The organism is Stenotrophomonas sp. 3(2025), from assembly GCF_052665395.1.
Genome location: NZ_JBQOIF010000002.1, coordinates 283505 through 303535 on the forward strand (window position 1 = coordinate 283505; position 20031 = coordinate 303535).

Consider the following 20031-nt stretch of genomic DNA (forward strand, 5'->3'; position numbering starts at 1 on the left):
GGCGAGCTAGCCCGCGTGTACCCGGTTCTTGCCTTGGCGCTTGGCCGCGTACAGCGCGTCATCGGCGCGCCGCAGCAGCGTATCGGCATCGTCTCCTGGCTGCCATTGCGCCAGCCCCGCGCTGAAATGCACGGGGATGCGTCGCTCCTGCAGGGTCAGCACGCGATGGGCCAGTGAGCGCTGCAGCCGCTGCACCGTGGCCATGCTGTCCGCGCCGGGGGTTTCGGGAAGCACCAGCACGAACTCGTCGCCGCCCAGCCGGGCGATGCCATCGGTGGCACGCAGCAGCAGGCGGCACACCGCCACCAGGTGCTGCAGCAGCGCGTCGCCGCCGGCATGGCCGTGTTCGTCGTTGGTCCGGTGGAAATCATCCAGGTCGATCACCGCCAATCCGAGCGGCGAGTGGTTACGTGCGGCGCGCGCCAGCTCGCGCTGCAGCAGTTCATCCAGGCCACGCCGGTTCAGGGCCTGGGTCAACGGGTCGATACGAGCCAGATCGCCGGCCGCGCGCAGATCCTGTTCCAGCTGGTTGATGCGCTGTTCGGCGCGTTCCACTTCCTGCCGCGCGCTGGCCAGGTGATCGCGCGCCTGCGCCGCCTGCTGCTGCACTTTTCCGGTGTCCTGCATCACTTCCTGCAGCAGGTGGTTGAGGTCGGCGATGCTGCGCGCCTCGCGCAACTGCAGCGCGTAGCTGCCGATGCGGTCGTGGTACTCGCCGGTGCTGGCAGCCATCCCATCCATGCGCTCGATGAACTCGCCCATCAAGCTGCGCATGGCCGCTTTCGAATCGTCGATTCCCTGCCGCAGCAGGCCCTGCTTGTAGATCACCTCGCGCAGCTCGGCGCGGGTGCGCTCGACCGATTCGGCTTCCAGCGGCCCGGCCAGCAACTGGCGCACGGCTGCGATCTGGCCCTGCAGCCAGCTGCGGTCATCCAGCAGCTCGCTGACGTTCTCCAGCAGCAGGGCGAACAACTCAAGCAATAACGCCTGCTGTTCCTGCCAGCTTTCGGCGCGCACGCCGATCTGGTGGCCCAGCTCGCGCGCACCTTGTTCGATCGGTTCCAGTGCCGCGCCCGGTTGCCATTGGCGCAGGCGTACGGCCAGGGCCTGCGCCTGCTCGCGCAGGTCGGGATCGTGCTGCAGCAGCGCGACCACCGCGCCGCCCAGCAGCAACCGCAGCTGCTCGGACAGGCGCAGGCTGTCGGGCTGCCCATCGGGAGAGTGCTGGTCGATGGTGCGGATGTACTTATCGATCAGCTGCCGCATCGCCCGGCCATAGCGCGGCCAGTCGGCACTGGCCTGCGCCGATTGCAGGCGATCACCCATGTCGCCCAGCTCACCCGGCAGAGTGGCCATGCCATTGGCGAAGGCGGCCAGCAGCGGCTCGGGGGCATCGGCCCCGGCAAACAACTGCTGCAACGCCACGCTGCCACCACCCTGCAGCACCACCCGATCGCCGCGCCCGTCATCGACCACCGCGCGCACGCGCGCAGGCGGCCCGATGGCGGTACCGGGGGCAGGGCGGGGGTCGGGCTGGTCCGTCATGGAACGCATCCTGGGATGGCAGGGGGGCTGGTCACAGCATATCGGCGCAACCGGCGGTGGCTTGAACCGATAGGATGGGCGACAGGATGCCGCAGTGGAGGTGGGTATGCGTGTGATGTTGCTGGGGGCGACGGGACTGGTCGGAGGCCACGCCCTGTCGCAGCTGCTGGCCGACCCCCGCTGCAGCACCGTGGTCGCGCCCAGCCGTCGCCCGCTGGCTGCGCCGCACGGGAAACTGCACAACCCGGTGCTCGACTTTGCACGGCTGCCCGATGCGCCGGACTGGGCCCGGGTGGACGCGGTGATCTGCGCCCTGGGCAGCACCATCGCCCAGGCCGGCAGCCGCGAGGCGTTCCATCGCATCGACCACGATTACCCGCTGGCCTTCGCCCGCCTGGCCCTTGCGCAGGGTGCCCAAGCCTTCGCGCTGAACTCGGCCGCAGGCGCCAACCCGCGTTCGTCAATCTTCTACAGCCGAGTCAAGGGCGAGCTGGAGCGCGACCTGCGCGCGTTGGGTTTCCCGTCGCTGACGCTGGTGCGGCCGGGGCTGATCGGCGGTGAGCGGCAGGAGGTCCGCCGTGGCGAACACTTCGCGCTGCAGGTGCTGGGTGTGCTGGGGCCGGTGTTGCCACGTGCTTGGCGGATCAATCCGGCACCGGTGATTGCCCACGCGCTGGTGGATGCGGCGCTGGCGGCAAAGCCGGGCGAGCACGTGGTGCCGTCGCGCGATCTGGTCGGCTGATGTCGCGCGCGCTGCGCCTGAACCAGCTGCTGCAGGTGCTGCGCCGCCATCGCCGGCCGGTGGCCGGGCAGGCGCTGGCCGAGGAACTGGGCATCAGCCTGCGTACGCTGTACCGCGATATTGAAACGCTGCGCGAGCAGGGCGCCGACCTGCGCGGGGAAGCCGGTGTCGGCTACCAGCTGGAACCGGGCGATGTGCTGCCGCCGCTGACCTTGCCACCGGCCGAGATCGACGCGCTGGTGCTGGGCCTGCGCTGGGTGGCGGCACGCACCGAGCCGGCCCTGGCCGAGGCCGCGCGTGATGCCCTGGCGCGGATCGCGCACGTGCTGCCGGCGGCGCGACGCGATGCGCTGCGTGACAGCGGCCTGCGGGTGGGGCCATCGCGTACGACGGCCAAGGTACCCCCGGCGCGGCTGCAGGTCGTACGCGAAGCGGTGGGCACGCAGCAGCGGCTGCAGTTTGCCTATGAAGATGCGCAGGGCCGGCGTACCGAGCGCGTGGTCTGGCCGTTCGCACTGGGGTACTTCGATGAAGTGCCGATGCTGGCGGCGTGGTGCGAGGGCCGCGAGGACTTCCGTCATTTCCGCCTGGATCGCATTCGCCATGCGCGTGCGTTGGAAGAGCACTACCTGGTGCCACGCGCGACCTTGTTGCGGCGCTGGCAGAAGGCGCAGGGCATCGCCCCGGATTGGCTGGACCGTTCGTGACGAGGTCGAGCTTGCTCGACCGCTTCCGGTCGTTGCTCTGGCTTTGGTAGATGTCGAGCTTGCTCGACGCTGCTGACAGGATCTGTCAGCAGGGCAGGGCCACCATGACCGCTCCCAACCACGGAGCTTTCCCATGTTCAAGCCAAGCACCCTGCTGCAGTACGTGCGCGACGTTGCCACCAGTGCCACCTTCTACAGCGGCATCCTCGGCACGGCACCGGTCGAACAGTCGCCCGGCTTTGCCCTGTTCCTGCTCGGCGATGGCGCCGCGCTCGGCCTGTGGCAGCGCGATGACGTGCAGCCGCCGGTGGATGCGCAGGCCGGTGCCGCTGAACTGGCGATGGTGGTGGCCAATCCTGATGAAGTGCGGCAGTTGCACGATGCCTGGCGCGCACTCGGTGTGCAGATCGCCCAGGCGCCGGTGACCCTTGAATTCGGTCACACCTTCGTCGGCATCGATCCTGATGGCCACCGGCTGCGTGTCTACAGCCGCGCCGAGGGTATGGTCGCGCGCGATTGATCCTCCCCTGACGCAGAACAACGGCGAGCCCACGCAGCGACAGGTCGTTCAGTAGATCCACGCCGTGCGTGGATGGCGCGCGATCCAGCAGCCACAAAAAAACGCCGGGCAATGCCCGGCGCTTTTTCAACTCATGTACCAACCAAGGTTGGCACCCACCAATCAGCTGGCCAGCGCCAGGTCGTCCATCATCGCGCGCAGGAAGCGGGCCGCTTCACCGCCGGTGGCGGCGCGGTGGTCGAAGGTCACCGACAGGGGAATGACCTTGTGCGCTTCCACGCCGCCCATCACCGGGGTCATCTGGTGGCGGGCACGGCCGGCACCGACGATGGCCACGCACGGCGGCACCACGACCGGGGTCGCGTAGCGGCCGGCGAACATGCCGAAGTTGGACAGCGAGATGGTGTAGCCGCTCAGTTCCGAGGCCGCGATCGAACGCGCTTCCACCTGCTCGCGCAGGCGGTTCACGCCTTCACGGATGCCACGCGCGTCGAGCATGTCGGCGTTGCGCAGGGCCGGCACGAACAGTCCGTCGTCGGTATCCACGGCGATGCCGATGTCCACCTGCGCGTGCAGGGTGCGGGTCAGCGCTTCACCGTCGAACCAGGCGTTCATCGCCGGCACCTTCTGCGCGGCGACCACGATCGAGCGCACCAGGCGCGCGGTGACGTCGTTGCCCGGCAGCCAGGCGTGGATGTCGGCGTCGTCGTTCAGCGTGGTCGGCACGACCTTGCTGTGCGCATCGGCCATGACGCGGGCCATGTTGCGGCGCACGCCCTTCAGCGGTTCCGGCTGGCCCTTGGCGACCACGCCCGGCGGCTGGGTGCGCATCGGCTTGCCGGCAGCAGACAGCGGGGTGCGTGCGTCGGACTGTATCGGTGCGGCCACCTGGGCCGGCGCCGGTGCGGCGGCAGCCGGTGCAGCAACCGCCGCCGGAGCCGCGCCGATCTTCGCGCTGCCGTCGGCGGCGGCCTGTTTGACGTCGGCCATGGTCACCGCGCCATCGGCGCCGGTGGCACGTACGCGGCTCAGGTCCACGCCCAGCTTGCGCGCGGTGGCACGCACCGCCGGCACGGCCTTGACGCCGCCCACGGCCAGCGCCTGTTCGGCATGCACCGCGTTGGAGCTCTGCATCGCGCCGACCACGGTGCCGGCGTCATCACGCTCGGCGGCGGCCGGCTTGGCTTCTTCTGCAGCTACCGGGGCGGCTGCGGTGGGCAGCGGCGGCGGCGTCGGAGCTGCCGCGGCCGCCGGAGCGGCATGGCCGTGGCTGTGGCCGGTGTCCTGGCCGTCAGCACGCTGCGGCAGGTTCGGGTCCAGCGCGAAGCTGGCCAGCACCGCGCCGGTCGGGATGATGTCGCCGGCAGCGCCGGACAGCTTCAGCACCGTGCCGGAGAACGGCGAGGGCACTTCGACGACGGCCTTGGCGGTCTCCATCGAGACCAGCGGCTCGTCCAGCTTGATCACATCGCCTTCCTTGACGAACCACTCGACGATGGTCGCGTCCGGCAGGCCTTCGCCCAGGTCGGGCAGGTTGAAGTTCTTGGTCTGGCTCATTTGCAGTTCTCTTCCAGCAGTTCCAGTTCGCGGGCAGGCAACCAGCCCGTCGCGCCATTGGCGCGCTCGGACCACCACCACCCGCCGTGTTCGTGATGAAGCTTGACCATCTCGCCGTTCTCCACATCCAGCTCGCGGGCGTCGTAGTCGCGCAGGGCTTCGGCGCGACCATCGTCCAACAGCTGCAACCACGCTACCGGTGCCCATCCGGCGCGCCCATCGCTGGTGCGCACCCAGGCAAACGCCGGCCATTCCTCGTCACGTACACCTACTTCGACGATCTGGCCGGTGCGGAACCGGAGCGGGTTGGGATACTGGCTGCGGTAAGCCCCGAGAAGGCGGGCCCGCATGTCAGCCTGCCGCCACCGCGCGCTTGGCCGCCGCCACGATCCGCTCCACGCTCGGCAGATACTTCATCTCCAGGCGGAACAGCGGAATGTGGGTGTCGTAACCGGTGACGCGCTCGACCGGAGCCAGCAGGTCGTAGATCGATTCCTCGGCCAGGCGTGCGGCGATTTCCGCGCCGAAGCCCGCAGTCTTCGGGGCCTCCTGCACGATCACGCAGCGGCCGGTCTTGGCCACCGACTCGGCGATGGTGGCAAAGTCCAGCGGACGCAGCGTGGCTACGTCGATGACTTCGGCACTGATGCCTTCGCCGGCCAGCTTGTCGGCCGCTTCAAGCGCTTCCTTCACCTGCGCACCCCAGGTCACCAGGGTCACGTCGGTGCCATCGCGCAGAACGAAGCACACGTCCAGCGGCAGGGCTTCGCCGTCGTTGACGACCACTTCCTTGTACTGGCGGTAGATGCGCTTGGGCTCCATGTAGATCACCGGATCCGGCTCGCGGATCGCGGCCAGCAGCAGGCCATAGGCGCGCTGCGGCGAGGACGGCAGCACCACGCGCAGGCCCGGCACGTTGGTGAAGATCGCTTCGTTGGCCTCGCTGTGGTGCTCCGGCGCACGGATGCCGCCACCCCACGGCACGCGCAGCACCATCGGGCAGTGCAGGCGGCCACGGGTTCGGTAACGCAGGCGCGCGGCGTGGCAGATGATGTGGTCGACCATCGGGTACATGAAGCCATCGAACTGCGCTTCGGCCACCGGCTTCATGCCCTGTGCGGCCAGGCCGATGGTGAGGCCGGCGATGGTGGTTTCATCCAGCGGGGTGTCGAGGATGCGGTCGGCGCCGAAGCGCTGCTGCAGGCCGGCGGTGGCGCGGAACACGCCGCCGTTGACGCCCACGTCTTCGCCCAGCACCAGCACCGACTTGTCGTGCTCCAGCTCCCAGGCCAGCGCCTGGGTGATGGCTTCGATGAGGGTGATCGGGGTGTCGGTCATGTTCTGTTCTCCGCGCGCGACGGCAGCGCTGTCGGCGGCGTTGGTGTGCGCGCTGGACGCGCCGTTCTTGATCTCATCCATGGCGCTGCTCCAGGGCGATGGCCTGGGCACGCTGGGCCAGCAGGTCCTGCGGCGGGTCGGCATAGAGGAAATCGAACATCGCCTCGACCGGCTGCACCGGCGTGTTGAGGTACAGGTTCACTTCCTCGTCCACGCGCTTGCCGCACTCGGCGGTCCAGGCAGCTTCTTCTTCCTCGCTCCAGACACCGGCGTTGGTCAGGTACTTGCGCAGGCGCAGCATCGGCTCGCGCTGCCAGGCATCCTTCACTTCGGCGTCGTCGCGGTAGCGACGCGCGTCATCGGCGGTGGTGTGGTCGGACAGGCGGTAGGTCATCAGCTCCAGCACGGTGCCGCCGTCGCCGGCCAGCGCACGCTCGCGCGCCTGCAGCATGGCCGCCATCACCGCGATCAGGTCGTTGCCGTCCACCTGCAGGCAGTGCAGGCCGCCGGCCAGGCCCTTCTGTGCCAGCGTCTCGGCACCGGTCTGGGCCGAGCGCGGGACCGAGATGGCCCAGCCGTTGTTGACGATGCACAGGATCAGCGGCAGCTTGTAGGCACCGGCCGAATTCAGTGCCGCGTAGAAGTCGGTCTTGGAACTGCCGCCGTCGCCGCATACGGCCACTGCGATCTGCGGTTCCTTGTTGAGCTTGAACTTCAGCGCAGCGCCGGCGGCGTGCAGGCACTGGGTGGAAATCGGCACGCAGAACGGGAAGTCCTTGGCGGCGTTGCCGCCGTAGTCGTTGCCGCGCTCGTCGCCGCCCCAGTACATCAGCACGTCGTGCGGGCGCACGCCACGCATGAACATCGCGCCGTACTCGCGGTAGGACGGTGCGAACACGTCGTCCTTCTGCATCGAGGCGCCGATGCCCACATGTGCGGCTTCGTGGCCGAGGCAGGCCGCGTAGGTGCCCAGCTTGCCGGTGCGCTGCAGCGCGATCGACTTGCCGTCGAACACGCGCACGAACAGCATCTGCTTGAACATCGGCAGCAACGCGCGTGGGTCGCGCAGGGCTTCGGGCAGGTCATCGCGGACGAGCGTGCCGTCCGTGTCCAGATACTGCAGGTATTCGATCTTGAACTCAGCGGCAACCGTCATTGCGTACTGCACCTTCGACAGAGAAGTTACAAATGATATGAATCGCCATGTTAAGGAATGCGTACGAAAAAGCCGTCCTGCGGCGCAGCACGGCCCACCGGCCTTTGTACCCCCTCCCGGGTGCATGATGCCAATAACTTCAACGTATTCAGCCATTGCTGCAAAGCATCACAAACGACGCTGGGCTGAGCGCCAGTAGAACGGCGCAAACGGTTCCACGCGCAACCACCGTTCCACAGCCCCACCGCACGCACCGGTACGGTCATCGCGGCTGCCAGCGCGGCGGCAACGCGCTACCCTTGCCGCCCCCGATCTGGTCCCGCCCATGTCCGTCGACAACAACCAACGCGATCTCGAAGCCGGTATCCACACCGATCTGCAGGGGCGGCTGACCTACGGCGGCTACCTGCGGCTGGACCAGCTGCTCAGCGCGCAGCAGCCGCTGTCCAACCCGCCGCATCACGACGAGATGCTCTTCATCATCCAGCACCAGACCTCCGAGCTGTGGTTGAAGCTGCTGGGCCACGAGCTGGGTGCGGCGATCGGCTTCCTGCAGCGCGATGAGGTCTGGCAGTGCCGCAAGGTGCTGGCGCGCAGCAAGCAGGTGCTGCGCCAGCTGACCGAGCAGTGGTCGGTGCTGGAAACGCTCACCCCGTCCGAGTACATGGGCTTCCGCGACGTGCTGGGTCCGTCCTCGGGCTTCCAGTCGCTGCAGTACCGCTACATCGAGTTCCTGCTGGGCAACAAGAACGCGCAGATGCTGCAGGTGTTCGAGCACGACACGGCCGGGCAGGCGCAGCTGCGCACCGTGCTGGAGGCGCCGAGCCTGTATGAGGAATTCCTGAAGTACCTGGCCCGCTTCGGGCATGCCGTGCCGGCGGTGTACGAGGCGCACGACTGGACCCAGCCACACGTGGCCGACGACAGCCTGCAGCCGGTCTTCGAACGCATCTACCAGGACACCGACCGCTACTGGCGCGAGTACGCGCTGTGCGAGGACCTGGTGGACTTGGAAACGGCTTTCCAGCTGTGGCGGTTCCGCCACATGCGCACGGTGATGCGGGTGATCGGCTTCAAGCGCGGCACCGGCGGCTCGTCCGGCGTGGGCTTCCTGGCCAAGGCGCTGGAACTGACCTTCTTCCCTGAACTGTTCCAGGTACGCACCACCCTGCAGGCCGCGCCCCCGCCGGATCTGGCCTGATCCCCATTCAGCTTGGCCGCCCGCGGCTGGCTGGATCGTTTCAGATGCAAGTTCAGCGAGCAGGCTGCGACCTGCCTCAAACGGCGTGTATTTGACGTGAACGCCAGAAGTCGGTGATCCTCGCGCGTTGCTTCACCGCACATCGGACGTGCCTCCATCCACCGAACCAGGAATTCCGCATGAGCGTAAACGCCACTGCGAACACCCCAGAGCCGGCGCTGCCGGACTTCAACACCACGATGGGCCACCCGCGCCCGTTGTGGATGCTGTTCATGACCGAGTTCTGGGAGCGCTTTGCGTTCTACGGCATCCGCTGGGCGTTGGTGCTGTACATCGTTGCCCAGTTCTACAACGGCAACGCCGCCGGTGAAGGCGACGCCAGCCGCATCTACGGCGCCTACCTGGCGCTGGTGTATGCCGCGGCGATCTTCGGCGGTTACGTCGCCGACCGGGTACTGGGGTACCAGCGCTCGATCCTGACCGGCGCGATCATCATGGCCGTCGGCCTGTTCATGATCTCGCTGCCGCAGGAGCACATCTTCAAGCTCGGCCTGGCCACGATCATCGTCGGCAACGGTCTGTTCAAGCCCAACATCTCGACCATGGTCGGCAAGCTGTATGGCCTGAAGGACGAACGCCGCGACTCGGGCTTCACCATCTTCTACATGGGCATCAACATCGGCGCGATGATCGCTCCGGTGCTGACCGAGTACCTGGCCCGCAAGGTCTTCGGCACCTCGGAAATGCCGTCCTACAAGGTCGTGTTCATCGCTTCCGGCGTGGGCATGCTGATCTCGCTGGTGTGGTTCTACATCGGTCGTGCCGGCCTGAAGGGCATCGGCGCACCGCCGGCCGGTGCCGAAGGCTTCGGCCGCATCGTCATGGTGCTGGTCGGTTCGCTGCTGGCCATTCCGGTGGCCTACTTCCTGCTCGCCACCGGCGCCACCGCGCTGGCCTGGATCCTCGGCGTGATGTTTGCCGCCCTGGCCGTGCTGCTGCTGGTGGAAGGCATCCGCGAGGGCAAGGTGCAGCGCGACCGCGTGATCGCCATGCTGATCATCTTCGCCTTCAACGTCATGTTCTGGATGTTCTTCGAACAGGCCGGCAGCTCCTTCACCTTCCTGGCCGAGAACATCGTCAACCGCCAGTTGGGTGATTGGACCTTCCCGACCGCGTGGTTCCAGTCGGTCAACTCGGTGGCGATCATCACCCTGGCGCCGATCATCGCCTGGATCTGGGTGGCCCTGGGCCGCGCCAATCCGTCCATTCCGCGCAAGTTCGGCCTCGGCCTGCTGTTCAACGGCGCGGCCTTCGCCCTGCTGATGTTCGCCCTGTCGACCATGGTCGTGGACGGCAAGATCCCGTTCTGGACCCTGTTCATGGTCTACGTCATCCAGTCGGTCGGTGAGCTGTGCCTGTCGCCGATCGGCCTGTCGATGGTGACCAAGCTGGCTCCGGTGCGCCTGGTCGGCTTCGGCATGGGTGGCTGGTTCCTGTCCACCGGCATCGGCAACAACCTGTCGGGCATCTTCGCCGGTGCGGTCAGTGGTGAAGGCGGCATGACGGTCGAATCGGCCCTGAAGGGGTATACCTTCGGTTTCTGGGCCTTGATCGGTTCGGGTGTGGTCCTGTTCCTGGTCGCGCCGCTGATCAACAAGCTGATGCATGGTGTGAAGTAATGAGAGGGTAGTGGGCATGCGTACAACGTTCGGTGGTGCAGTGGTGGCAGTGGTGTGTGCGGTGCTGATCGGCGCCTGTTCGCAGCCTCAACCTCCCGCGGCCCCCGAGCCCACGCAGCCCCTCGACACCCGCCCCACCGAGCCACCGGTCGCTGACCCCAGCGAACCGGTGGCCTCGGGCAACACCCCGGCGGCGGCCGACATCGCCGCCATTGCCGGGCTCGGCGCACAGTTCGACCCGGCCCGCGACCCCGCTGCCGACCTGGAAACCGCCAAGGTCGAAGCCCAGCGCGGCAACAAGCGCATCCTCCTGGAAGTGGGCAACGCCGCGTGCGAGCCCTGCCATGCGCTGGATGAAGCCGTGGAAGGCAATGGTGATCTGCGCCGCTTCCGTGATGCCCACTACGTGTGGGTGAAGGTCAACAACAGCACCGAGAACCCGAACGCGGCCTTCCTGGGCCAGTTCCCGCCGTTCGAAGGCGAGTACCCGCGTCTGCTGGTGATTGATGCCGACGGCACCCTGCTGGCGCCGCAGCCCAGCGAAGCGATGCGCAAGGGCAAGACCGTGCAGACCGCACGCGTGATGGCGTTCCTCAAGCAGTGGGCGCCTGACCGGTAGCGCCCGGCGCCTCCCGCCCGCTGCCCGGCCATCCACGCGTGGCGTGGATCTACAGATCATTACCCTTCGGCCGTTAATGGCAAGGACCTCACTGCGCCACCCGGCGCGACCGGAGCGCCCATGCACAGCGACCACGCCGAACGCCTGCCCGAACCTGCCAGCCCGTTGGCCGAAGGAGAGGCGCCCGATGGCGTGAGCCTGCCTGCGCAGGAAGCCCTGCTGGATGACGCCGGCACCGGCGACGATACGCTGGAGTTGGCACCGCCGCGGCATCGGCTGCCGCAGATTGCCCTGCCCGACAACGTGGTGCTGAAAGGCGCGGTGCAGAAGCTGGTGGAACAGAAGGCGCGGCTGGATCGACTCGCCGCCGAAGGACAGCTGGCCGGCCTGCTGCCGCCGGAATGGCACGGCAACGGCGTGCGTGCGATCGACCTGTCCAGTTTCGTGCAGGGCGTGCTGCCGTTCCTGCAGCCCGCTGAGCGCGGTGAAACCGCACCAGCCCGCCTGCCGGTGCGCCATGTGCTGGGCGACGACAGCCGCTGGGGCCTGGCCGATGTGCCCGAACCGAAGTCACTGGCCTGGTACCTGGCCAGCGATGACCGCGCCAACGCGGGCAGCAAGGATGTCGCCGAGGCCTATCTGGTCGGCGCGCTTGGCCTGGCCTGGATGCAGGAAGGGCGCAGCCGTCCCGGCTTCCTGCGTGCGATGGACCAGGACAGCCTGGCGGCCCGGGTGACCATGCTGGGCTACCCGCCGCCGAGCGAACTGGCGTTGTACAGCGTGACCGCACACGGCCAGCCGCAGATCTGGTGTGTGCATGGGCGGCGCAGGCTGCGTCCGCTGGTGGCGCCATGGCTGAGCGTGCCGCTGCTGACCGCCTACGGCGTGCCGGCACCGGTGGCGTGGCCGGGCAGCTTCCCGCCCGTCGAGGCCGTGGCCGAGGCGATTGCCGCCGCGCGTCCAGGCAAGCTGCTGCCGGAGGTGGATCTGGGCAGAGTGGTAGCGAAGATCGCCGAAGATGCCTCGTCCGAAGCGTGGCAGCCGGTCAGCCTGCTGCAGCTCAACACCTGGTCGCCGCGCTGGCCGTTCTTCCTGGGCACCTTCGTCGGCCTGCCGTCGCTGCTGCTGGTCACTGCCGCACTGGCGTTGCCCGGGGCGGTCGAAGCGGCCACTGTTGCCGCCTCGCTGGGCTTTGCCGGTGGCGCCATCGGCGCGCTTGCGGTGCCGTGGATCCATGCGCGGCGCAAGCATCTGAGCTGATCGAGCGGGTCATCCACGCATGGCGTGGATCTGTCGATCCTTGCTGAGTGGAGGCTAGGGATCGATGTCTTCAGCAGTGAGTTCCATGCGTTGCCGGGCACGCTCGGTGGCGGCCTGCAGTCGTTGCTTGAGGACGTCCCGGGAGGGAAGGGAGGTCAGGTACTCCGCCACATGGATGCCTGAGCGGTCCAGCTCCAGCAACTCGATCTGGCCTGCCTTCTTGCCTGTGCAAAGGATGATGCCCAGCGGCGCCTCTTCCCCTTCCTCTCGTTCATAACGATCCAGCCAACGCAGATAGAGCTCCATCTGGCCCTTGTACGCTGGCTTGAAGTCACCGATCTTCAATTCGACGGCCACCAGCCTGCGCAGGCGGCGGTTGTAGAACAACAGGTCGAGATGGAAGTCATCGTCGTCGATCTGGATGCGTTTCTGGCGGGCGACGAAACTGAAGCCTGCCCCGAGTTCGAGCAGGAACCCCTGCATTTCACGCAGGATGGCGCCTTCCAGTTCCTGTTCGTCCCAGCAGTCCTTCAACCCGAGAAAATCCAGTACGTACGGGTCGCGCAGGACCAGGCCTGGGGAGAGCTGCTGGTTCCTGCGCAACGCCGACAGCTCATTGGCGATTGTCTGTTCGGGCTGGCTGGAGAGTGCTGTGCGTTCGTACAGCATCGAATCGATGCGCTGGCGCAACATGCGGACACTCCAGCCTTCCGTGCTGGCCATCTGGGCGTAGAAGTCGCGTTTGAGTGGATCAGACAGCGGAATCAGCGCGATGAAATGGGTCCAGCTCAATTGTCGTAGCAGTGATACGACAATCTGCTCGTCGGCAAATGCGATGGAGAACTGCACCATCCTGCGCAGGCTCTTTTCACCGAACGAGCCGCCGAACTCGGCAGACAGCGTCCTGGCGATGCGCTTGAACAGGACCTCCCCATAGCGTGCCCGATGTCCACCCATCTGATCGACATGGATGCGACGTCCTATACGCCAGTAAAGCAGCGTCAGTTCGGCATTGACGGTCCTGACCATCCCGGCGCGGGCCGTGGATATCAGTGTCCGGATATCAGCCAGCAGGTCGTTGGTATGCGGCAGGGTGGGGCGCGGTGTGTCATCCATGAGGTGCTTTCCAGCAGGTTCAGGGTTCGGCAATCACCCGCAACGCGCTGGCATAGCCCTTGGCGAGACTGGTCAGGTCAAGCAACCGGTTCAACGACAGCAGCAGCCCTGGCGGGCAGGCCTTCAGGCGATGATGCTCAAGCCACGCCTCGGTGACGGTTTCCAATGTGGCCAAGGCCTCATCGATGCGCTGCAGGTCGGCATCGCGGTCGATGGGCCCGGTAGTTGGAGGATGGGGATGGGTCATGGCGAAGCTCCGAGGAGAGGCCGCCGGAAAGGCGGCAGGCGATGCGTGGTTGAAAGACCGTGATCCGAAGGAAGAACGGCGGCCATGCGGCCCCACGCACCGCCCGCCAAAGCAGGGCAGCGCGAGTCGCCGCCGCTCGCGATGGGCGGCGACGGGTGCGGCGTGGTTTCCTTCGGATCATCGGGCTTTCAACCCCGGCAGCGGAGCGCCGCTGCGTTCCCACCCTCAGGCCTGTGCAGCCCGCCGTCCAATAGGCAATGCCACTCGATGCGCGAATGTCGATACAGCCGCTCTGTCGGTCAGGACTCTACCGGCCCGATGCCGAAACATCAGGTGGTAAACGCGACACGTCGAGTCGAACCCGGCCGAAAGACCGTTCGTCGGCGGGCCATGAACACCGCGCGTTGCACGTCATCAATGGCCTGCGCCGGATCCCTCACAGCGCAGCCCGCGACATCATCCACGCGTGGCGTGGATCCATGTGCCGACCAAGGTCGACACCTGCCAAGGGGCGCCGCCCCGAAGGGGTCAAACCCCTTCGCCCATCCGCTCCAGGCCATCGCCGGCCAGGCGCAGGATCAGCTTCTCCAGCACCTGCTCCTCTTCCTCGCTCAGCACCGACATCAACTTGCGGGTGATCTCGATCACCATCGGCGCGATCGTCTCGTACACCTCGAACCCCGCCGCCGACAGCGCCAGCACCGAACGGCGGCGGTCATCGCCATGCGTCTCACGCTTGATGAAACCGCGCTCCAGCAGGCGGGCCACCGCGCGGCTGACCGCGACCTTGTCCATTGCCGTGCGGTCGGAGACCTCGCTGGCCGACGACCCGGGGTACAGCGCCAGGATGGTGATCACCCGCCACTCCGGAATGGCCAGGCCATAGCGGTCGCCGTACAGCTTGGCGATGTTGCCGCTGACCCGGTTGGACAGCACGCTCAGCCGGTACGGCAGGAACTGTTCCAGGTCGAGCAGGACGTGGGAGGCACGCAGGCGGGTGGAAACGGGATCGGCGGGGCTCATGTTGCGGTGCACCTTGCTGGTGGTTTCAAGTGTAACTATAAGTGTTGGGTCCGTACCCTGCATTCTCGCCGGGTCCAACCCCGCCCGCACCTGGTTTGTGCCGATGCGGCACCGATTCGGAGCCACGCCATGAATACCGCAGTCCCGTCCGCCTCGCATCCCAACCCCGGCATGCAGGTCACCACCTTCGAAAACCCGATGGGCATCGACGGCTTCGAGTTCGTCGAATTCGCCGCACCGGCCGGCCGTGGTGCCGAGCTGCACGAGTACTTCCGCAAGTTGGGCTTCAGCGCGGTGCTCAAGCACAAGCAGCGTCCGATTACCGTCTATCGCCAGGGCGACGTCAACTTCCTGGTCAATGAAGACCCCGATTCGTTCGCCGCCGACTTCGCTGAAAAGCACGGCCCGTGCGCCTGCGGCTTCGCCATCCGCTTCAAGAAGCCGGGCGCGGAGGTCTACCAGACCGCGCTGGGCAATGGCGCCGAAGCCATCGCCTTCAAGCCGGAGAGCAAGGCGGTCAACGCCCCGGTCATCAAGGGCATCGGTGACTGCATGCTGTACCTGGTGGACCGCTACGGCGATGCCGGCAGCATCTTCGATGGCGACTACGAGCTGATCGCCGGCGCCGAGCTGCGCCCGAAGGGCTTCGGCCTGACCTTCATCGACCACCTGACCCACAACCTGTACTTCGGCAACATGCAGCAGTGGTCGGACTATTACGAGCGCCTGTTCAACTTCCGCGAGATCCGCTACTTCGACATCAAGGGCCTGAAGACCGGCCTGGTGTCCAAGGCGATGACCGCGCCGGATGGCATCGTGCGCATTCCGCTGAACGAATCGTCCGACCCCAAGAGCCAGATCAACGAGTACCTGGACGCGTACAAGGGCGAGGGCATCCAGCACATCGCCTGCTTCACCGAGAACATCTACGAAACGGTCGAAGCCATGCGCGCGCAGGGCGTGGATTTCCTCGACACGCCGGAGACCTACTTCGATGTGATCGACCAGCGCGTGCCCAACCACGGTGAGGACGTCGCCCGCCTGGCGAAGAACAAGATCCTGATCGACGCCGACCCGGAAACCCACCAGCGCAAGCTGCTGCAGATCTTCACCCAGAACTGCATCGGCCCGATCTTCTTCGAGATCATCCAGCGCAAGGGCAACGAAGGCTTCGGCGAAGGCAACTTCACCGCGCTGTTCGAGAGCATCGAACGCGACCAGATCCGCCGCGGCGTGCTGTAAGGTTTCCACAACGGCACCTTCTCCACCGGTAGCGCCGGGCCATGCCCGGCGGCTTTCCCCAGGCTTCCAGGAACCCCCATGTCTCCCTCCATCACCGCCCGCGGCTACCAGTCCGGTTTCGGCAACGAGTTCGCCAGCGAGGCCGTGCCCGGTGCGCTGCCCGTCGGCCAGAACTCGCCGCAGAAGGTGGCCCATGGCCTGTATGCCGAGCAGCTGACCGGTACCGCATTCACCGCACCGCGCGGCAGCAATCGCCGCAGCTGGCTGTACCGGATCCGTCCGGCGGTTACCCACGGTGAGTTCACTCCCTTCGCGCAATCGCAGCTGCAGTGCGATTTCAGTGCACAGCCGGCTTCGCCGAACCAGCTGCGCTGGAGCCCGCTGCCGCTGCCGGAACTGCCCACCGATTTCGTCGAAGGCCTGTACACGATGGGCGGCAACGGTTCGCCCGACGCGCATGCCGGTGTCGGCATCCATCTGTATGCAGCCAACCGTGACATGGTCGGCCGCTACTTCTACGACGCCGACGGCGAACTGCTGATCGTGCCGCAGCTGGGCAGCCTGCGCCTGCTGACCGAGCTGGGCGTGATCGAGATCGAGCCGCAGCAGATCGCGGTGATTCCGCGCGGCGTGCGCTTCCGCGTTGAACTGCCGGATGGCCCTAGCCGTGGCTACATCTGCGAGAACTTCGGCGCACTGCTGAAGCTGCCCGACCTGGGCCCGATCGGTTCCAACGGCCTGGCCAATCCGCGCGATTTCGAGACCCCGCATGCCGCGTTCGAAGATATCGACGGCGATTTCGAACTGATTGCCAAGTTCGACGGCCGCCTGTGGCGTGCGCCGATCAATCATTCGCCGCTGGACGTGGTCGCCTGGCATGGCAACTACGCGCCGTACCGCTATGATCTGCGCCGCTTCAACACCATCGGCTCGATCAGCCACGACCACCCGGATCCGTCGATCTTCCTGGTGCTGCACTCGCCCAGCGACACCCCGGGCACCAGCAACATGGACTTTGCGATCTTCCCGCCGCGCTGGCTGGTGGCGCAGAACACGTTCCGCCCGCCGTGGTTCCACCGCAACATCGCCAGCGAATTCATGGGCCTGGTGCATGGTGCCTACGACGCCAAGGCCGAAGGCTTCGTGCCGGGCGGTGCGTCGCTGCACAACTGCATGAGCGGCCACGGTCCGGATGCCCCGACCTTCGACAAGGCCTCCAATGCGGACCTGTCCAAGCCGGATGTGATCAAGGACACCATGGCCTTCATGTTCGAGACCCGTGGGGTGATCCGCCCGACCGCGCAGGCGCTGGCAGCAAGCCACCGGCAGGGCGATTACCAGCAGTGCTGGAACGGCCTGCGCAACAATTTCCGTTGATCGTCCGCATCCACGCATGGCGTGGATCTATCGGGAAGCGCGATACCGCGTCCACGCATGGCGTGGATCTACCGGGAAGCGCGATACCGCGTCCACGCATGGCGTGGATCTACCGGGAATCGCGATACCGCGTCCACGCATGGCGTGGATCTACCGGGAATCGCGATACCGTATCCACGCATGGCGTGGATCTACCGGGAATCGCGATACCGTATCCACGCATGGCGTGGATCTACCGGGAAGCGCGATGCCGCGTCCACGCATGGCGTGGATCCATCCGGGCACGTGATGTAGTAGATCCACGCCATGCGTGGATGCTGTTCACCGGTTCAGGCAATGGCCGCGAACGCGCTGCAATGCTCCACCGGCAGCGCCTCCATCAGCCGCTGCCGCACGCGCTGGCAGTACCCTTCCGAGGTCAGTGCCGGCAGCACCTGCAGCGCCGATTGCATCACCCGCAGCACCTCGCCTTCGGCACGCGCCTGCTGCAGGTCGCGGAACAGCGCCGCTGCGTTGGGATGCCGCTGCATCTCCAGGATTCCCAGCACATAGATGCGCGCGGCGACCAGCGAGCGACGGCGCTCGACCGGCGCAGAAGCGGCAGTGACTGACGGCGCCAGTGGAGCCGTCATCGCAACCGGTGCAGGTGGCGAGGAGGCGGGTGCGTCCGCAGCGGTCACCAGGTAGCCGCCCTGGATCAGCTGGATCACCATCGCTGCCGCATCCTGCCCAAGCAGTGCGGTCAGCTCGGCGATGCTGCGCTGGCCATCACACAGGATCAGCAGGCGTCGCTGGCGCATGTCCAGCGGTGCGCGGTGGGCCTGCAGCGCGGTTCGGGCGAGGTCGGTCTTGCGCGGTTGCATGGGGAGGACAGCCAAGTCGGTGCTCGCCCAGCCTGAATGAGGGCGATGAAACCGCGATGACAATGCAGCGCCTGCACGCCGGCTGCGGTAGCGTGCACCCACCCTGTGCCAAGGATCCGCACCGATGAAGCATCTCCCGATGGCCGGCCTGCTGCTGTTGTCGCTGGCCGCCTGCAACCGTAGTCCCGACACCGCCGCACCGGCAGCGCCGCCTGCGGCCACCGCACCGGCGAAGGATGCCTCCGTCCCCGCCGACGCCGATCTGGCCACCGCTTCGCCGGTGGATCCGCGCAGCGACAGCCCGGCACGCCTGGATGGCTTCGGTGGCGCCACGCTGGGCGCAGGCATCGCCGAGGTCCGCAGTGGCTTCGGCACCCCTTTGCAGGGCCTGGGCACCGATGCGGCTGGCAAGCCGCTGCCTGCCGACGATGCCAATGAAGGCTGCTACTTCCTGCGCCCGCAGGGGGCCGAAAACCCGCGCCTGATGTTCGAAGCGCGCAAGCTGGTCCGCTACGACGTACGCAGCCCGTCCATCGTCGCCCCCGGTGGCGGCCGGGTCGGCATGACCCTGGGCGAGCTGCAGGTGCTCTATCCCGAGCGCGCCGACGTCGGTCCGGACAAGTACGACGACAAGGCCCAGCACCTGCGCGTGCGCCCGGCGCAGGACGGAGCGGCGATCATCGATTTCGCCCTCGGCGCTGACGGCAAGGTCAGCGCCTGGCGGGTCGGCAGGACCCCGCAGGTGGACTACGCCGAAGGCTGCGGCTGATCGGCCGTCCTCGGCTCACCCGCCGCGGGTGGGCCGAGCGTAGAATCGCGCCACGACCGCTGGGGAGCGCCCGATGATCGCTATTGCCATTGCCTGGTTCCTGCTCGGCCTGCTGTTGCTGGCCCTGGGTGGGGACTCCATCGTCAAAGCCGTGTCCGGCCTGGCGCAGCGTTTCGGCGCCAGTGCATTCACCGCAGGCCTGCTGTTGCTGGGAATCGCCACCTCGCTGCCGGAGCTGGCGGTCAACGCCCGCGCGCTGGTGGTGGGCCAGCCGGAGCTGGCCTTGGGCAATGCCGTCGGCAGCAGCGTGGTCAACCTCGGCCTGACCCTGGCGGTGGCCGCGATGGTGGCGCCGTTGCTGCTGCGCGCGCGCCTGCAGGCTGTGCTGTGGTGGGGGCTGCTGGCCGCGGGCCTGCTGCTGATCGTATTCGGACTCGATGGCCGGCTGCTGCGCTGGGAGGCCTGCGTGCTGGTGGCCGGGTTCGTGGTGGTGCAGTTGCTGCTGCTGCGTCGCGGACGCCATGAGGGCGCCGAAGTACAGGCGATCATCGCCGAGTCGGCGCTGAGCCGCACCAGCCTGCCGTTGAACGTGCTGCGCCTGCTGGTTGCCGCACTGGCGTTGTATTGGGGCGCGCGCCTGGTGGTCGGTGCCGCCGCTGATTTCGGCGCCGCGCTGGGCTGGACGCCGCTGCTGGTGGGTCTGCTGCCGGTGGCGATCGGCACTGCGTTGCCGGAGGTGGCGGCCGCGGTCGCGGCAGCACGCCGTGGTCACGGCGACATGGTGCTGGGCCACGTGCTCGGCTCCAGCGTGGTCAACCTGATGCTGGTGATCGGTGCGATGGGGCTGCTGCAGCCGCTGGCGTTGCCAGCCTCGTTCGTGCGCCTGGAACTGCCGGCGCTGCTGGCCTTCGCACTGGTGCTGTACCCGATGTTGCGCGGCGACCTGCGCATCAGCCGCATCGAAGGTGCGGTACTGCTGGGCGCGTTCGTGGCCTGGCTGGGACTGGAAATCGCGCTGGTCACACCGGTCTGAGGTAGTGCCGGCCGCTGGCAGGCAACCTCGGCGAACT

Annotated in this window: 20 protein-coding genes; 11 read left to right on the plus strand and 9 right to left on the minus strand. The window is 67.1% G+C overall.

The genetic code is table 11. The annotated features are described in order from the left end of the window. Nucleotides 1-6 precede the first annotated feature (6 nt). Entirely contained in the window at nucleotides 7-1545 is a 1539-nt protein-coding gene (locus ACUXVE_RS02820) for a diguanylate cyclase domain-containing protein (protein WP_445513779.1), read from the minus strand. Between the two features lie 106 nt (nucleotides 1546-1651). Here ACUXVE_RS02820 and ACUXVE_RS02825 point away from each other — a divergent pair, with 106 nt between their 5' ends. The 3 genes from ACUXVE_RS02825 to ACUXVE_RS02835 all read left to right on the plus strand — a co-directional run bounded on the left by ACUXVE_RS02825 (nucleotide 1652) and on the right by ACUXVE_RS02835 (nucleotide 3514). Continuing rightward, on the plus strand, nucleotides 1652-2287 hold the full coding sequence (locus ACUXVE_RS02825; RefSeq protein ID WP_222388234.1) for an NAD-dependent epimerase/dehydratase family protein: 636 nt from the start codon (nucleotides 1652-1654) through the stop codon (nucleotides 2285-2287). Then, nucleotides 2287-2994, plus strand: coding sequence for a helix-turn-helix transcriptional regulator (locus ACUXVE_RS02830; RefSeq protein ID WP_445513780.1), 708 nt, complete (start codon nucleotides 2287-2289; stop codon nucleotides 2992-2994). The genes ACUXVE_RS02825 and ACUXVE_RS02830 overlap by 1 nt, the downstream gene beginning before the upstream one ends. A 133-nt stretch (nucleotides 2995-3127) precedes the next feature. Beyond that, nucleotides 3128-3514 carry a VOC family protein gene (locus ACUXVE_RS02835; protein ID WP_445513781.1) on the plus strand — a complete coding sequence of 129 codons (387 nt, stop codon included), beginning with the start codon at nucleotides 3128-3130 and terminating at the stop codon, nucleotides 3512-3514. Nucleotides 3515-3676: 162 nt separating this feature from the next. On the opposite strand, the gene ACUXVE_RS02840 is transcribed toward ACUXVE_RS02835, so the two are convergent. From ACUXVE_RS02840 to pdhA, 4 genes are read right to left on the minus strand one after another with little or no spacing between them, the layout of a single operon-like run. Next, a complete protein-coding gene (locus ACUXVE_RS02840) occupies nucleotides 3677-5071 on the minus strand; it encodes a dihydrolipoamide acetyltransferase family protein (protein WP_445513782.1) in 1395 nt (464 codons plus the stop codon). Continuing rightward, the gene (locus ACUXVE_RS02845; RefSeq protein ID WP_025874583.1) at nucleotides 5068-5421 is read right to left on the minus strand and encodes an SH3 domain-containing protein; all 354 of its coding nucleotides are present in this window, start codon (nucleotides 5419-5421) and stop codon (nucleotides 5068-5070) included. Before ACUXVE_RS02845 ends, ACUXVE_RS02840 begins: the two co-directional genes overlap by 4 nt. A 1-nt stretch (nucleotide 5422) precedes the next feature. After that, the gene (locus ACUXVE_RS02850; protein WP_025874584.1) at nucleotides 5423-6490 is read right to left on the minus strand and encodes an alpha-ketoacid dehydrogenase subunit beta; all 1068 of its coding nucleotides are present in this window, start codon (nucleotides 6488-6490) and stop codon (nucleotides 5423-5425) included. Further along, nucleotides 6483-7565, minus strand: a complete 1083-nt coding sequence (pdhA, locus tag ACUXVE_RS02855) for a pyruvate dehydrogenase (acetyl-transferring) E1 component subunit alpha (protein WP_032976633.1) — start codon at nucleotides 7563-7565, stop codon at nucleotides 6483-6485. The genes ACUXVE_RS02850 and pdhA overlap by 8 nt, the downstream gene beginning before the upstream one ends. 325 nt (nucleotides 7566-7890) lie before the next feature. Here pdhA and ACUXVE_RS02860 point away from each other — a divergent pair, with 325 nt between their 5' ends. The 4 genes from ACUXVE_RS02860 to ACUXVE_RS02875 all read left to right on the plus strand — a co-directional run bounded on the left by ACUXVE_RS02860 (nucleotide 7891) and on the right by ACUXVE_RS02875 (nucleotide 12324). Continuing rightward, nucleotides 7891-8766: a tryptophan 2,3-dioxygenase gene (locus ACUXVE_RS02860; RefSeq protein WP_025874586.1), complete on the plus strand. Its 876-nt coding sequence runs from the start codon at nucleotides 7891-7893 to the stop codon at nucleotides 8764-8766. Nucleotides 8767-8945: 179 nt separating this feature from the next. After that, the gene (locus tag ACUXVE_RS02865; RefSeq protein WP_049464096.1) at nucleotides 8946-10445 is read left to right on the plus strand and encodes a peptide MFS transporter; all 1500 of its coding nucleotides are present in this window, start codon (nucleotides 8946-8948) and stop codon (nucleotides 10443-10445) included. A gap of 16 nt (nucleotides 10446-10461) precedes the next feature. Next, on the plus strand, nucleotides 10462-11064 hold the full coding sequence (locus tag ACUXVE_RS02870; protein ID WP_445513783.1) for a thioredoxin family protein: 603 nt from the start codon (nucleotides 10462-10464) through the stop codon (nucleotides 11062-11064). A 120-nt stretch (nucleotides 11065-11184) separates the two neighbouring features. Beyond that, the gene (locus tag ACUXVE_RS02875; protein WP_033832410.1) at nucleotides 11185-12324 is read left to right on the plus strand and encodes a hypothetical protein; all 1140 of its coding nucleotides are present in this window, start codon (nucleotides 11185-11187) and stop codon (nucleotides 12322-12324) included. A 54-nt stretch (nucleotides 12325-12378) separates the two neighbouring features. Here ACUXVE_RS02875 and ACUXVE_RS02880 read toward each other — a convergent pair whose 3' ends face one another. The 3 genes from ACUXVE_RS02880 to ACUXVE_RS02890 all read right to left on the minus strand — a co-directional run bounded on the left by ACUXVE_RS02880 (nucleotide 12379) and on the right by ACUXVE_RS02890 (nucleotide 14710). Further along, complete coding sequence (locus ACUXVE_RS02880; RefSeq protein WP_445513784.1) at nucleotides 12379-13440, minus strand: PDDEXK nuclease domain-containing protein; 1062 nt, start codon at nucleotides 13438-13440, stop codon at nucleotides 12379-12381. 19 nt (nucleotides 13441-13459) lie between these two features. Beyond that, complete coding sequence (locus tag ACUXVE_RS02885; RefSeq protein ID WP_093818200.1) at nucleotides 13460-13687, minus strand: hypothetical protein; 228 nt, start codon at nucleotides 13685-13687, stop codon at nucleotides 13460-13462. 528 nt (nucleotides 13688-14215) lie between these two features. Then, nucleotides 14216-14710, minus strand: a complete 495-nt coding sequence (locus ACUXVE_RS02890) for a MarR family winged helix-turn-helix transcriptional regulator (protein ID WP_049467584.1) — start codon at nucleotides 14708-14710, stop codon at nucleotides 14216-14218. Nucleotides 14711-14839: 129 nt separating this feature from the next. Here ACUXVE_RS02890 and hppD point away from each other — a divergent pair, with 129 nt between their 5' ends. Together hppD and hmgA are read left to right on the plus strand one after the other, a co-directional pair. Continuing rightward, nucleotides 14840-15952, plus strand: a complete 1113-nt coding sequence (gene hppD, locus ACUXVE_RS02895) for a 4-hydroxyphenylpyruvate dioxygenase (protein ID WP_445513785.1) — start codon at nucleotides 14840-14842, stop codon at nucleotides 15950-15952. Nucleotides 15953-16030: 78 nt separating this feature from the next. After that, on the plus strand, nucleotides 16031-17329 hold the full coding sequence (hmgA, locus tag ACUXVE_RS02900) for a homogentisate 1,2-dioxygenase (RefSeq protein ID WP_445513786.1): 1299 nt from the start codon (nucleotides 16031-16033) through the stop codon (nucleotides 17327-17329). 329 nt (nucleotides 17330-17658) lie between these two features. Here hmgA and ACUXVE_RS02905 read toward each other — a convergent pair whose 3' ends face one another. Then, nucleotides 17659-18192, minus strand: coding sequence for a hypothetical protein (locus ACUXVE_RS02905; protein WP_445513787.1), 534 nt, complete (start codon nucleotides 18190-18192; stop codon nucleotides 17659-17661). A 124-nt stretch (nucleotides 18193-18316) separates the two neighbouring features. Between ACUXVE_RS02905 and ACUXVE_RS02910 the strand changes: the two genes are divergently transcribed. Continuing rightward, entirely contained in the window at nucleotides 18317-18961 is a 645-nt protein-coding gene (locus ACUXVE_RS02910) for a hypothetical protein (protein ID WP_222388243.1), read from the plus strand. Between the two features lie 73 nt (nucleotides 18962-19034). Continuing rightward, entirely contained in the window at nucleotides 19035-19994 is a 960-nt protein-coding gene (locus ACUXVE_RS02915) for a sodium:calcium antiporter (RefSeq protein WP_222388244.1), read from the plus strand. Nucleotides 19995-20031: the final 37 nt, after the last annotated feature.

Coding starts and splice junctions, on each gene's coding strand:
- hppD (WP_445513785.1), top strand. CDS start 14,840: ATGAATACCGCAGTCCCGTCCGCCTCGCATCCCAACCCCGGCATGCAG.
- ACUXVE_RS02840 (WP_445513782.1), bottom strand. CDS start 5,071: ATGAGCCAGACCAAGAACTTCAACCTGCCCGACCTGGGCGAAGGCCTG.
- ACUXVE_RS02850 (WP_025874584.1), bottom strand. CDS start 6,490: ATGGATGAGATCAAGAACGGCGCGTCCAGCGCGCACACCAACGCCGCC.
- ACUXVE_RS02885 (WP_093818200.1), bottom strand. CDS start 13,687: ATGACCCATCCCCATCCTCCAACTACCGGGCCCATCGACCGCGATGCC.
- ACUXVE_RS02890 (WP_049467584.1), bottom strand. CDS start 14,710: ATGAGCCCCGCCGATCCCGTTTCCACCCGCCTGCGTGCCTCCCACGTC.
- ACUXVE_RS02830 (WP_445513780.1), top strand. CDS start 2,287: ATGTCGCGCGCGCTGCGCCTGAACCAGCTGCTGCAGGTGCTGCGCCGC.
- ACUXVE_RS02825 (WP_222388234.1), top strand. CDS start 1,652: ATGCGTGTGATGTTGCTGGGGGCGACGGGACTGGTCGGAGGCCACGCC.
- ACUXVE_RS02860 (WP_025874586.1), top strand. CDS start 7,891: ATGTCCGTCGACAACAACCAACGCGATCTCGAAGCCGGTATCCACACC.
- hmgA (WP_445513786.1), top strand. CDS start 16,031: ATGTCTCCCTCCATCACCGCCCGCGGCTACCAGTCCGGTTTCGGCAAC.
- ACUXVE_RS02835 (WP_445513781.1), top strand. CDS start 3,128: ATGTTCAAGCCAAGCACCCTGCTGCAGTACGTGCGCGACGTTGCCACC.
- pdhA (WP_032976633.1), bottom strand. CDS start 7,565: ATGACGGTTGCCGCTGAGTTCAAGATCGAATACCTGCAGTATCTGGAC.
- ACUXVE_RS02910 (WP_222388243.1), top strand. CDS start 18,317: ATGAAGCATCTCCCGATGGCCGGCCTGCTGCTGTTGTCGCTGGCCGCC.
- ACUXVE_RS02915 (WP_222388244.1), top strand. CDS start 19,035: ATGATCGCTATTGCCATTGCCTGGTTCCTGCTCGGCCTGCTGTTGCTG.
- ACUXVE_RS02875 (WP_033832410.1), top strand. CDS start 11,185: ATGCACAGCGACCACGCCGAACGCCTGCCCGAACCTGCCAGCCCGTTG.
- ACUXVE_RS02905 (WP_445513787.1), bottom strand. CDS start 18,192: ATGCAACCGCGCAAGACCGACCTCGCCCGAACCGCGCTGCAGGCCCAC.
- ACUXVE_RS02880 (WP_445513784.1), bottom strand. CDS start 13,440: ATGGATGACACACCGCGCCCCACCCTGCCGCATACCAACGACCTGCTG.
- ACUXVE_RS02845 (WP_025874583.1), bottom strand. CDS start 5,421: ATGCGGGCCCGCCTTCTCGGGGCTTACCGCAGCCAGTATCCCAACCCG.
- ACUXVE_RS02870 (WP_445513783.1), top strand. CDS start 10,462: ATGCGTACAACGTTCGGTGGTGCAGTGGTGGCAGTGGTGTGTGCGGTG.
- ACUXVE_RS02865 (WP_049464096.1), top strand. CDS start 8,946: ATGAGCGTAAACGCCACTGCGAACACCCCAGAGCCGGCGCTGCCGGAC.
- ACUXVE_RS02820 (WP_445513779.1), bottom strand. CDS start 1,545: ATGACGGACCAGCCCGACCCCCGCCCTGCCCCCGGTACCGCCATCGGG.